This window comes from Nostoc sp. DedVER02, from assembly GCF_034530675.2.
GTDB lineage: Bacteria > Cyanobacteriota > Cyanobacteriia > Cyanobacteriales > Nostocaceae > Nostoc.
In genome coordinates this window covers 127,235-140,054 of record NZ_JAVRCP020000009.1, presented here as the reverse complement: position 1 = coordinate 140,054, position 12,820 = coordinate 127,235, and the positions used below count along the sequence as shown (strand labels likewise).

The window sequence follows — 12,820 nt, the reverse complement described above, 5'->3', positions numbered from 1 at the left end:
TAGTAACGCACCAAACCCTCTATAATAGTGCGTTACGAACTCCGTTCTAACACACCCTACAATACCTAATTTTGTTCAAAAATCAAATAGTAATCCCATATTACAAGATTAGATACTGGGAAAATAATTCCCAATTTCCAACATTCATACATATAAGCATTTGTTAGCTAATAAAAGTTTTTCAAATTCGGGTGCTGGCAGTGGACGACTAAATAGAAAACCTTGCATAGAATTACAGTTGTGTTGGCGCAAAAAAGCTAGTTCTGCTTCCGTTTCTACACCTTCAGCAATTACATCTAAATTTAGATTATGACCCATTTGAATTAATGCTTTTGTAATGGCTGATTTCTGGGGATCGTTAGTAACATTGTGGATAAAATAACGGTCAATCTTTAATGTATTAATTGGTAAATTTTTCAAATAAATTAAAGAAGAATAGCCTGTACCAAAATCATCGATCGCAATTTTTATACCCAAGGATTGCAATTTAGTCATAGTAGCGATCGCATTATTTACATCTTGCATAATCATGCTTTCAGTTAGTTCTAACTCTAAATCATCTGGTTGCAAATTATTCATCGCTATAAAATTGACTATTTTACTAATAAAATCTGGTTGGTTAAATTCAATTACTGACAAATTCACAGCAAGACTCAAAGAACTAATTCCGGCATCTCGCCAGCTTTTTATTTGATTACATACACTTTTTAATACCCATTTCCCAATTGGAACAATTAAACTACTAGACTCTGCTAACGGAATAAATTCTGTTGGGTAAACCATACCTAATTCTAGACTTTGCCAGCGTAATAAACTTTCCGCTGCTACTATTTTTCCAGAAGCAATATCGACTATTGGTTGATAATAAATTTCAAATTCTTGAAGTTTATGTTGTTTGATCGCTCTGTGCAAGTTAATTTCTAATAACTGCATTTTAGGAGATAAGTTGTTAATGGCATTTTGAGGAGATAAATACTTTTTTAAAGTAGCGTACTTTTCCAAACGATTTATAATTGCACTTAATAACTCAGCCCTAGTAAATGGCTTAGTTATATAGTCATCTGCGCCCATATCCATACCTTGACGGAAGTCAGATTTGGCAGATTTGGCAGTGAGAAAAATGAAGGGAATTGTTGCTGTTGATGGATCTTGGCGTAACGCTGTTAACACGCCATAACCATCAATTTCTGGCATCATCAGATCGCAGAGAATTAAATCCGGAACTTCGCTAATAGCTAGATGTATACCGATTCTGCCATTAGCCGCAGCAAGAGTTTCAAAATCCTCTGCTTCTAACAAATCTAAAATGTTTTCACGTACAGCTTCCTCATCTTCTATTACTAAAATTTTGGGCATAATTTTCCTCAATTTATCTTTTATTATTTAATTACAAAATGATAGGAAACTTTGTACTAAATCCGGCGTGCCTATGACAAATATTTTACCGTGTAGATATCTACACACTTTTTTACAATTGCTATTCTTAATCCAGTGTCTAGTATACGATCGACATTACTAGCACGATGAAAGGATTCTAATACCCAATGGAAATGGTTAGCCCAAAAGCCAGGATATTCAAGTTTTTCCTAATAAACCGTAATAGCAACAAAATTTTCGCTAATAAATGTACTAAGAAAATATCTTGAATTTTAGTAAGTGTAAATTATTTCTCCGAGAGAGAAATATGTATCGCAGATGTTGTTGGCTGACAATTAGCGTCCACCATATTTCCCAATATGAAGACCCAACGAGGTCTTTTGGTTGTAGTCTGCAAAAGTTGATTGCTGTTTGCTTCACCTCTATCAGGAACCTTCTGTTATCAGCAATCCGCTCAACTGGAAAGTACCATTTAATACGGCGTGAAATTAACTCTCACCTTTATGCAATGATACTTTTGCTACACATGAGATACTATTCACACAAACTCCCATGAGGCAAGCCCATTTGTCGTATCTGTCAGTACTATAGCGTGTGCTAGTTACCATTTCTACTTGGGTAATTGTCTCTCAATGAAAAACCGAATAGCCCGGCGTAGACATCGCATTTACACATAACTATTAGTGTTTTTAGTACAACTAGCAGCTATAAATAAACAGTCAATTCTTAACTCTAAGCCTTGTAGCTCAATAAGCACAGGTAAAGTTTGCATAGATTTTTACAATAGCTATTATCGAAAAATAGTTATATAAAGCTGCTTATCTAAAATATTCTCCAATATTTTGACCCTAAAGAAGTGATAATAATTGGGATATAAAGACAGCAAAGATTGTGTTAAGAATTACAAAGTAGCTTATATACAGTTACCTGGTCATAGGGTATGAGGCATTAGACATTTTTTGGACTTACGCAAAACTACACGTAGTAGGGGCAATTTTTTGCGTAAGTCCTGATTTTTATTCTTTTCCTACTCCTCTACCTCTTGACTAAGGACGCATCTGCACCCGTCGTTCGCCGTAACGCAATAGCCTTTCTATAGTTACAAGTCGATTTTCCCAAACTTTGACTTGATAGGAATTCGACTTAATTTCTTGGCTCATCAATACTCGAAATTGTGACTGGAACCGAGTTAGAGAGGCTTTCGCCACTAGTAACTTACTAGGAGAAGGAGAAGCAGCAAGCTGATTTAAAGCACTGCGTAAAACTTCTGCCTGGTTGTTAAAATCTGATATTTTCTGGGCAGGTCTTTGCAGTGGGTCATTTTGGAAAACAAACTTCCATTCTCGTTGCAGCGCGGTGTAACGGATGGCGGCAGTTTGAAAAGGTTGGCGGTGAGGAATCGGTTCGCTTTTTGTAGATTGAACTCTACCTTGGGTGTTAATAAAAAGTTTTTGTAGCTCGTTGTTAAAATTCTCTGCGGCAAAGAGTGCGTAACCGCTAACTGGCAAGTCCCTTACCAACTGGAGTTGATCGAACGTGCCGATAGTTGGTAAAGAAAGTAAGCGAATTCCCGGCACTAACAATGTAGCTCCCAATTGTTTAGAGGCGATCCAGGGTTGGGCTAGTCTTTGAAACCGAGAAGTATCCAGAGCATAAGTCATGGGAACGATTAAATCGACATCTCCCCGCCTTGCCCAAGTTTCCCAGTTTTGTTGAATTTTTTGAATTCGCTCTTGTTCTGGCAAAGGGAATACAGCAACCGACAAAATCAAATTCGGTCGTTTTTGTCGCAACTGCTCTGAAACTTGGGCAACAAAACTATCAACTTTTTCGGTGCGAAATGCCGTCCATTTTTGCCACAAGTCTGGTTGACTGGGAGAAATATTTATCGGATCTATGCCAGTAAGTTGCTGAAACTGAGTTCTTGCAGCTTTGCCATAGCCGTAAGTTCGACCTGCTGATGGGTCTTGAAAGGGGTAGCGAATATAGTCTAGCTGTAAACCATCCACGTCATAGCGAGTAACGATTTCCTCGTACAGCTTGAGTAAGTATTGCCGCACTTCGGGGTTGGCTGGATCAAAGAATGGTTTAGTTTGACCTACGGGAATCATGTTGCCAAGATTATCGTAGTTTGCCCAATCGGGATGAGCCGCCAGTACTGGCCCTGGATAATTTGGACTAACGTTGATAATCTCATTATGCCGTTGATTACCAGCAGCAAAAGTCCAAACCCAAGCGTGTAATTCCATGTCGCGCTCATGGGCTAATTTCACGGCATCTTCTAGTGGGTTCCACCCATGAATTAATGGGTTTTGCTCTTTTGCAACTTGGCTGGGATAAATGGTATAGCCAGCATTAACAGTTTCAAAGAAGACAGTATTAATCCCAGTTTGGGCTAGGCGATCGAAAATTTGGGCTAATCCCGCTTTGCTACCAGCACGAACAATCGTCCCGCGATCTAACCAAACTGCCCGAATTTCTGGTTGAGCCAATCTCCGATCAACAGGGAACTGTTGCCACAAAATTCTCTTTGCTGTCAGCCACTGCTGACGAGCTAAAGCGTAGTTTTTTTGAGCAATCAATTGGGGTAAGTTGTTGGCAATTACTCTTACTTGTGCCAAGGCTTGGTCTTTGCTTATGGCTATCCCCCCCAATTTAGTTGAGGCTAATTGGATTGGCTGCTCCTTGATAGATTGGGGGGTGTAGGTATCCAGATGCCTAGAGGACTGTTTTCCTTCAGATATCCCAACGCCTTCGTTAACCGCATCGGCTGACACCGCTAAATTAGCGCTTTCCACCCGACCAATAAGATTTTCTAGCTCTTGTTGGAGAGCGATCGCTTGATTAGTGTCAATCGGCTCATTGGAGTTGGGTGCAACATCTAGACGCACCGCCTGTTCCAACTGATCGATCGCCTCTTGAGAAGTGGGTGGTTTAACTATAGGAACCGCTCTCGGTATGGGAGCAGTGGCAGTTTTAGCAGGAGAAGATAAGGGAGATGAACTACTCCTGTGCCCCTCTGCCCCCCTGCCCCCTGCCCCCTGCCCGCCTACCCCCTGCCCCCTTGGTGCAGCCGCCACTGTTGTAGAGCAGTTTGGCGAACCTCCTGCTATTTTTTTCATCCGATTCGATGGTGCTAGCGCTGTCAAATAATGATTTATAGAAGCTTTTAACCAGGCATTATCTAATTCTGCTGCTGAGGCTGTATCTGTTCCCCAGCGCCAGCCCAAAAAGGTGGTACGCTCGGTTGTCACTACTGCGGCTGGATTATCTTTGGAATTCCAAACAGCAGGAGATTCAACGCCCATATCATTAGGAATCACAACGCCGCCGCGTACTTTGCCAAAGAGTTCAGTTTGATTTGCCGATTCTGAGATTTTAGTTTTTGTGGGCTTGATCTGTTCTGTGTCACTGAGGCTGAATCCCCAATAACCTCCTAAGAGCGATCGCAATAACTGCCGCACTCCTGGCGATGACAAACTACCTACGGGGCCACTAGCAATCAAGCGCCCTCCCTTACTCATCCAATCTTCGAGAGCGATCGCTTGGGTTGGCGTTAATGTCTCGACGTTGGGCAAAAATAATACCCGGCGATCGCCCCAATCTGCACTACTTTTGACATCACTTAAGGGAATTACACAATATTTCATCCCTATTGTCTGCAAGCGGTCAGTTATCCCTGTCCATTGATTCGCATTTTCTTGGCTATGCACTACACTCAATACAGGTTCTTCAGTCGCCGCCGTGACTGGCAAAATACTAAAACTATTTAAAATCAAAAAGTTAAAACTTAAAATGAAGAATCCGGCTTTCTTTATTTGGAAATTTGCCTTTTCATGAAATTCTTTCCGATTCTTCACTACTGACTCCTCAGTGGATTAACTATTAATCATTACTTCTTATTTATCATCCAGCATAACAATAAATTACCTCCGAAGAACAACTGATCTTTGATAACTAAACCTGAACAAAATTAGAAATGCATGTTTTGATTAAATCTTCAACTCCTGCTAGGGGGAAAACTTTTGTATTTAGTCTTCCAGCTAATTCCTCAATACTCATATCATCTAAAAATACCAATTCCCCATTTTTTAACATTACATTGGGCAGCAAAATCCCATCACCTAAATCTTGCCCTTCTAAATTTAGAAGTAAATCATAACCAGTTAGTAATCCGGTTACACTGATAGTTTGCCCCCAATAATCACTACATAAAGCACGCATATTAACTTCTAAACCTTCAACACAATTTAAGCGTTTCAAAATAGGTTGAAATGCTTTTTCTACGGCGTTGCCCACTACCCAGGTCAATTTTCTTTGAGGATATACTTTTGGCGGAAGTAATTCTGCTGCAACGGTGGCAAATTGCTTGATAAATAGTTGAATTGAGCCAACTCCGTTATCAATTTGAGGATATTCTTCATATTCAGACTCGCTGGGTAATTCCTCACCCGCAATCAAAAACCACTCATCGGCTAACCAAACAACGCTAGAACCGAATTGTTTGCGAAATTGCCCTGAAAGCGTTTTTACTTGAGAAATCACTTCTTGAGCTTTTTCTTTAGTTACAGGGATAAGTTCATCTTCTGGAGGGCGAAATCGTGTCAACCCAACTGGCACAACTGCCACTGATGCCACCGCAGGAACTTCACCAGTATGAAAAGACGTTAAATCTTTGAGAGTTTGTTCTAGATGTTTGCCATCATTTATACCAGGACAAACAACAACTTGAGCATGAATTTGTAATCGCCTTTTTTGAAACCACTTGAGTTGTTGTAAAATTTGTCCGGCACGCTGATTTTTTAATAGTCTAATTCTCACATCAGCTTCTGTCGCATGAACAGAAACATATAATGGAGACAAACGCATTTGCTCAATTCGCTGCCATTCTCTTTCTGTCAAATTAGTCAGGGTAAGATAAGAACCATACAAAAAACTCAGACGATAATCGTCGTCTTTCAAATACAAGCTGGTGCGTTTACCAGGTGGCTGTTGATCGATAAAGCAAAATGGACAGCGATTATTACACTGAATTAAGCCATCAAATAGGGCTGTTTCAAATTCTAGTCCCAAGTCTTGATCGTAATCTTTTTCAATTTCCAGACTATGAGTTTTACCAGAGGCATCTAAAACTTCTAGTTCTAAAATTTCATCAGCACACAAAAACTGATAATCAATTAAATCACGGGGACGTGTGCCATTGATTGCAACGATCGCATCCCCAGCCTCAAAGCCAATCTCTGCGGCTATTGAGTCGGGAAGAACCTTGGTAATTCGGGCAGGATTAATATTCATTGGGAATGGGGAATTGGGAATGGGGAATTGGGAATTAGTCATTTGCTTTCAACAAATGACTAATGACTAATGACTAATGACAAATGACTATTATTTAATTATCCTTTCCAACCTGATGCGATCGCAGCTAAAATTGCGCTACCGAATGCTAATCTATACCAAACAAAAATTAAAGTATTTTTGGTTGCTAAGTACTTGATTAAGAATGCAATTGATAGGTAGGAAAAAATAAAGGTTGAAATAATCCCTACAATTAACAGTCCCACAATGTTATCTGGCAATTCGTGGGCTTGAAATGATTTGAATATTTTCAAACTTTTATACAGCGTCGCAATGGTAAGAGTTGGAAAGCCTAACAAAAATGAGAATTTCGCTGCTGTATCGCGTTCTAATCCCAAAAATAAGGCAGTTGTCAACGTTGATCCAGAACGAGAAACGCCGGGAATTAAAGCAAGTGTTTGTCCCAAGCCAACTAAAATCCCATCCCGAATCTGCAATGAATTAAAATCTCGCTTGCGAGTACCAATTTTTTCTGCCAAACCTAGTAAAAGTGCCATGATGATTGACATAATGGCAATAATTAATGCACTTTCCGGTAGAATGTCTTTCAAAAGAAAGCCGAAAACCAAGGCAGGTAGCGTTCCTACTACAATCCCCACCAGAATTTTCCACTCTTCACGTTGCCAATCTTTCTCTTTGAATGCTTCAATTCCACCTTTGATAATATTAGTAATCAGCGACCAGAAATAACCCACAATTGCGATCACACTGCCAAATTGAATGGCATCGACAAAATCTTTAGAACCTAACTCTTTCCAACCAAATATCTTGGTAAAAATTAGAAGATGTGCAGTGCTACTAATTGGCAAAAACTCTGTAATACCTTGAACAATACCCAAAATAAAAGCTTGAATAAATTCCATAGCAATTAATACCTTTTTCCTTTCCTAGACATCATTATGAACATTGATTGTCTAGATGATGTTGGTTTATATACTCTCTACTGCACCTAATCTTATAGAAATTTGATTTTACCGATCAATAACATCATCTAAGACGCTGACCATGTTCTTACACCCACCTGAATAAGTCAACGAAATTTTAGCAGTTCATCAAACTTTAATATTTAGCGGATTGATACCGTCCACTTTTTAACTGTTAAATTTTACAGTCCAGTTTTGTAGTGCTTAAGTTACAAAAACTACAAAACCGTTTTGTACGTAGTGCAACTTCAATGGATTAGTCTGGTGCAGAATGTTTGGACTAGTTTGCACCCGCGTTGGGTGAAATTTCAGTATAATTACAATGCCCCAGGGGGGGATTTTAAAATGTGATATCTTAAATAAAATAAAGTTTAGTAACAAATATTAAAAACTTTGATTAATAATACACTATCGTCTTACAGTGCTTCTACCCCTTCTATTGATACCGAGTTGGATTTGGCTGATACTCAGCAAAAGGGAATCAGGCAATTGGAATCTGCACTCTCTTTTTCTCCTTCTTTACCTTTATCTATTTCTGCCCGACAACATTGGTTAGTATTTGCGGCGGCGGTGTTTTTGGTGTCAGTGCCAGTATTTATAGAAGCGCCAATAGTGCGATCGCTACCAACTCTCAGTTTAGCGTTGACAGCATTTTGGGTATGGCTAAGTTTTACCTTAATGTCACGTCCTGCAACTTATGTCTGGGGCGATTTGCTCTTAGGCTTTAGCTGGAGTTGGTTAGCAGGCGCGATTTACTGGGGCTGGTTACGTTGGGAACCCGTATGGCATCTCCCAGTAGAATCTATAGGATTACCGTTTGCTTGCTGGTGTCTAGCAAAGAATTGGGGCAAGGTTGGTAGCTGGTTTTATTTAGGATCTTTACTCGGTACTGTTTTAACAGACGTATATTTTTATCTAGTAGACTTGATGCCCTACTGGAGGCAAATTATGAGAGTAGATGTAGATTTAGCGCCACAAATCTTACAAAATGCCCTGATGCAAGTACAAACACCTTGGGGACAAACTTGGGCCATAATTCTCGCCTTAATGCTTTTAACAGTCGGGATTTTCGCTTTAGGTGGAAAGCAAAGACATTGGTATGCCTTTGGTGGCGCAGTTTTAAGTACCATTTTGGTAGACAGCCTGTTTTTGTTAGCTGCGATCGCAGCCTGAAAAAGGCAGGACGTTACAACGATCGTGTAGGCTTCTCTTACCAAAACTTTTTCTAGTCAGCCTACAGCACATCAAGAATGATGCTGTAGATAAGTAATTAGTTAAGAAATATTACATAACAGTCCATTACCCTCAAGTCTTCTTGCTAGGGTTTTTGGTATTAGACATCAGACGGTTTTGTATCTGCTTAAAAGGTAAAATCAGCCACCCCGAAAAGATTTCATCTGGCAAGGAATACACCAGGATCGTTGATATAAGGCTATTACAGCTATATAGACACTGCGATCGCGATAAAAATTTTTGTCAAAACTACAGTCAAACCCAGTAACAGTAAATATTGTGGATATTAATACGCTGTATATTAGTTTCTGATGACTGCTGTGTTAATTAAGCTATCAGGTTTTGTTCTTTGTCCTTTGTCCTTTGTCCTGTGTCCTCTAACGTAGACGCATTAGCGGCTTCACGCAGGGTATGACCAATGACCAATGACTAACGAGCAATTACGGCTGTTAGCTTAAAACTTTTATTTCTGTTGATGGAAAGAGGTAGAAAATCGTGAAAGGATTGGCGCGTTTATTAACAGTGTTTAGTTTGTTACTTAGTTGCTGGGGATGGTTGGGAACAACTCAGATAGCCCAAGCTGCTAGTTTCAACAGTTTTGTTCCTCAAGTGCCAATTCTGGCAATTGAGCGGCAGAATCGGGCAGATGCGAAGCTAGGAACGGAATTTGGTAAAAAAATTGATTTAAATAATACCAACGTCCGAGCTTTTCAACAGTTTCCAGGGCTTTATCCTACCTTGGCTAAAAAAATCATCAAAAATGCTCCCTACAAAAATGTAGAGGATGTATTGGATCTTCCAGGATTGAGCGATCGCCAAAAAACAACTTTGCAAGCAAACTTGAGTAATTTTACCGTCACAGAACTAGAACCTGCCTTCAACGAAGGAGACGATCGCTTTAACAACGGCATCTACAGATAACTGCACGTTGCAGTGAATGTAGCCAATAGCAGCCCACTCCTGATTCCAAGGAGTGGGATTATTCTATTAAAGATAAGGAAGGACAAGGAAGACGAGGAAGATTAGGGAGATGAGATAGACAAAGTAAAACTTTTTCCTTGTCTCCCCCTGCCCCCTGCCCCCTGCCCCCTGCCCCCTGCCCCCTCTCCCCTCCCCCATTACCTTGCCTCAGATAGATATTCCTAGCCAATTTGATGTCTTAGTAGTCGGCGCTGGTGCTGCTGGACTATACACAGCACTGTGTCTACCAGAGTCCTTACGAGTCGGCTTGATTACCAAAGAAACTGTTGCTTTGTCCGCTAGCGATTGGGCACAAGGTGGTATTGCCGCAGCCGTTTCCCCGGAAGATTCTCCTACGCTACACATTGAAGATACGATCCGGGCAGGTGCAGGTTTGTGCGATCGCACCGCTGTAGAATTTCTCGCCCAACTTGCCCCTAGCTGTATTCAATCCCTAGTTAACTTGGGAGTTGCTTTTGACCGTCATGGTCAAGCCTTAGCTTTAACTTTAGAAGCTGCACATTCTCGCAACCGCGTTCTCCACGCTGCGGATACCACAGGGAGGGAAGTTACAACGACCCTCACCGCCCAAGTATTACGTCGTCCGAATATTCAAGTCATTCAGCAAGCTTTAGCTTTGAGCTTGTGGATTGAACCCGAAAGCGATCGCTGTCAGGGAATCAGCCTGTTTTATCAAGGTGAGATCGCATGGATTAAAGCTGGTGCTGTGATATTGGCAACTGGCGGCGGCGGCCAAGTATTTGCCCAAACCACTAACCCGGCTGTAAGTACAGGTGATGGGGTAGCGATCGCATATCGGGCTGGGGCTATTCTCCGCGATTTGGAATTTGTGCAATTTCACCCCACAGCACTGACTAAACCTGGTGCCGATCGCTTCCTCATTAGCGAAGCTGTACGCGGCGAGGGGGCACACCTTGTCGATAATGAAGGGCGGCGTTTTGCCTTTGACTATCATCCTGCGGGTGAACTTGCGCCCAGAGATGTGGTCAGCAGAGCAATTTTTAGCCATTTACAACGTACCGCCGTTGATTTAGCAACTGCACATGTGTGGTTGGATATGCGTCCCATCCCCGCCGACAAGATTCGTCACCGCTTTCCTAACATCATTAAAGTTTGTCAGCATTGGGGAGTTGATGTCTTCCATGAACCAATTCCTGTAGCGCCTGCTGCCCATTACTGGATGGGTGGAATTGTCGCCGATCTGATGAATCGCACAAATATCCCTGGTTTGTATGCGGTGGGTGAAACCGCTAGTACTGGGGTACATGGGGCAAATCGCCTTGCCAGTAATTCCCTGCTGGAATGTATTGTCTTTGGGGCCCAGATGAGTCAAATTGAGTTGGAAAATATCGGGTTCTCGTCAGAAATACCAGTGTTGCCATCACGGAAATTTAGCGTTGATCCTAGTGAGTGGCACATCCAGCAAGCACAACTAGAAGCACTCAGAGAGAAGTTACCGCGTCTAGTGTGGGAAAATGCTGGTATTTGTCGAGAGCAATCAAAGTTGGAAACTGCGATCGCCACTGTTGAATCTTGGCAGCAAGATTTTGCTTCTTTGCCTTTAAGTCAATTCTTGCTTGGTTTACGCCCAGCAGAACCAGCTAGTTTTGACTTACCAAATGTTGAACGGCAATTGCGACTTTGGGCAGAAACCCGCAATTTATTAGATGTGGCTGATTTAATTCTCAAAAGTGCTGCTTTTAGAACCGAAAGCCGTGGTGGACACTACCGTTTAGACTATCCTCAACCAGACCCAAACTGGCAAGTTCACACACTCGTACAAACACATCATTGGCGGAAATCTCCAATATTATCTTGAAGATTCTTCTGTGCCGCATTCCTCATCCATGTAATTATGGCTGGGTTAGGGACAGCCCCGTTCTAGTAATATTTTTTAATCAACCACCTTTGGTATCTCCCAAAGGAACAAGACTCTCTAACGCTATCAGGCGGAACTTCAGGCACTCTGATTTTGGTATATTTCCAAAGAAAAGATGTGGTGTCTAAGTATATGCGCTGCTTTACCACAATCTAAAATCCAAAATGACCATCAGCGAGTGCCGCTACCATGCTGACTGTCAGGGCCACCATAATTTGGTGGGATATATGTGTCTTTTAAATTTTGAGAATTGACTTTGCGGGCAATCAAAACATTGCTGCTAGTAGCACCAATAGTATTAGCACTTGCAGTACTAAATAGACTCGTGCAAGCAGCAACTTTCGGTAATAATATGTAGGCACTTATACAGAATATTATGACCTTTGTGATTCGGAAGTTAGTTTTCATTCGTTTCAGCAAATTTACTAATTTTTCGTTTCAAGAGTATTTTCATTGACTATCGTATATTCACTTATTTTTAAAAAAAATATATTTGAACTTTATTAAATTATTCCCAATAGCGTACAAGTAATTGTGGTGTTTGCTTGTATTTCAACCTTAATCTACTGATAATAAATAGTTTTCATACCTAAGTGGTATTCTTAATAAATCATTTTTACATCAGTCTAAAGTTAGATATGTTGATAGATTGCTGTAAGCGTTTTGCTTAATTCACTGTTTATTAATAATATCTTAATACTTTTAAGTAAAAATACCATGTTTCCTAAATAAACATTTCAAAAGATATAAAAAAATACTTGTTTTATTGTATATTTTTATTATAACTCTAGTAAAGGGATGTAAACTTAAAATAACAAAATTCTTCTATTGTAATAATTTCAACAACTATGAAAATACAAAATTACGTAATAACCTCAGATAGTATAAGTATTTTTTTGCGTGTAAAAATAATTACGATAAATTCTAAAAAGATAATTTTTTTGATTAATTCCGATGACTAATTGCTTTCTTGCCGATATTCTTAGTTTTATCGATCCGGTCAAAAAGCCTTGCTAAGTCTGCATTTTGACTAAACAAACACCTCTAGACATGTACAAAATGCTTTCTCAAA

The 12,820-nt window shown here is 40.4% G+C and carries 8 protein-coding genes; 3 read left to right on the top strand and 5 right to left on the bottom strand.

What is annotated here, in order from left to right:
* Window positions 1-144 precede the first annotated feature (144 nt).
* The 4 genes from RMZ41_RS12430 to RMZ41_RS12415 all read right to left on the bottom strand — a co-directional run bounded on the left by RMZ41_RS12430 (window position 145) and on the right by RMZ41_RS12415 (window position 7,595).
* Window positions 145-1,356, bottom strand: coding sequence for an EAL domain-containing response regulator (locus RMZ41_RS12430; protein ID WP_322642800.1), 1,212 nt, complete (start codon window positions 1,354-1,356; stop codon window positions 145-147).
* 1,067 nt (window positions 1,357-2,423) lie between these two features.
* Window positions 2,424-5,237, bottom strand: a complete 2,814-nt coding sequence (locus RMZ41_RS12425) for a glycoside hydrolase family 10 protein (RefSeq protein WP_322642799.1) — start codon at window positions 5,235-5,237, stop codon at window positions 2,424-2,426.
* 97 nt (window positions 5,238-5,334) lie between these two features.
* On the bottom strand, window positions 5,335-6,714 hold the full coding sequence (locus RMZ41_RS12420; RefSeq protein WP_409875207.1) for a TIGR03279 family radical SAM protein: 1,380 nt from the start codon (window positions 6,712-6,714) through the stop codon (window positions 5,335-5,337).
* Between the two features lie 56 nt (window positions 6,715-6,770).
* Window positions 6,771-7,595 (bottom strand): undecaprenyl-diphosphate phosphatase, encoded by an 825-nt coding sequence (locus RMZ41_RS12415; RefSeq protein ID WP_322642798.1) that lies wholly within the window; start codon window positions 7,593-7,595, stop codon window positions 6,771-6,773.
* A gap of 453 nt (window positions 7,596-8,048) precedes the next feature.
* Here RMZ41_RS12415 and RMZ41_RS12410 point away from each other — a divergent pair, with 453 nt between their 5' ends.
* The 3 genes from RMZ41_RS12410 to nadB all read left to right on the top strand — a co-directional run bounded on the left by RMZ41_RS12410 (window position 8,049) and on the right by nadB (window position 11,688).
* Window positions 8,049-8,828 (top strand): DUF3120 domain-containing protein, encoded by a 780-nt coding sequence (locus RMZ41_RS12410; RefSeq protein ID WP_322642797.1) that lies wholly within the window; start codon window positions 8,049-8,051, stop codon window positions 8,826-8,828.
* A 555-nt stretch (window positions 8,829-9,383) separates the two neighbouring features.
* The gene (gene psbU, locus RMZ41_RS12405; RefSeq protein WP_322642796.1) at window positions 9,384-9,809 is read left to right on the top strand and encodes a photosystem II complex extrinsic protein PsbU; all 426 of its coding nucleotides are present in this window, start codon (window positions 9,384-9,386) and stop codon (window positions 9,807-9,809) included.
* A gap of 202 nt (window positions 9,810-10,011) precedes the next feature.
* Entirely contained in the window at window positions 10,012-11,688 is a 1,677-nt protein-coding gene (nadB, locus tag RMZ41_RS12400) for an L-aspartate oxidase (RefSeq protein WP_322642795.1), read from the top strand.
* Window positions 11,689-11,919: 231 nt separating this feature from the next.
* On the opposite strand, the gene RMZ41_RS12395 is transcribed toward nadB, so the two are convergent.
* Window positions 11,920-12,156 carry a hypothetical protein gene (locus tag RMZ41_RS12395; RefSeq protein WP_322642794.1) on the bottom strand — a complete coding sequence of 79 codons (237 nt, stop codon included), beginning with the start codon at window positions 12,154-12,156 and terminating at the stop codon, window positions 11,920-11,922.
* Between the last annotated feature and the right edge of the window lie 664 nt (window positions 12,157-12,820).

Excerpts from the sequence above, each read along its gene's own strand:
- RMZ41_RS12420 (WP_409875207.1), bottom strand. The coding sequence starts at position 6,714 with ATGACTAATTCCCAATTCCCCATTCCCAATTCCCCATTCCCAATGAAT.
- RMZ41_RS12415 (WP_322642798.1), bottom strand. The coding sequence starts at position 7,595 with ATGGAATTTATTCAAGCTTTTATTTTGGGTATTGTTCAAGGTATTACA.
- RMZ41_RS12430 (WP_322642800.1), bottom strand. The coding sequence starts at position 1,356 with ATGCCCAAAATTTTAGTAATAGAAGATGAGGAAGCTGTACGTGAAAAC.
- RMZ41_RS12395 (WP_322642794.1), bottom strand. The coding sequence starts at position 12,156 with ATGAAAACTAACTTCCGAATCACAAAGGTCATAATATTCTGTATAAGT.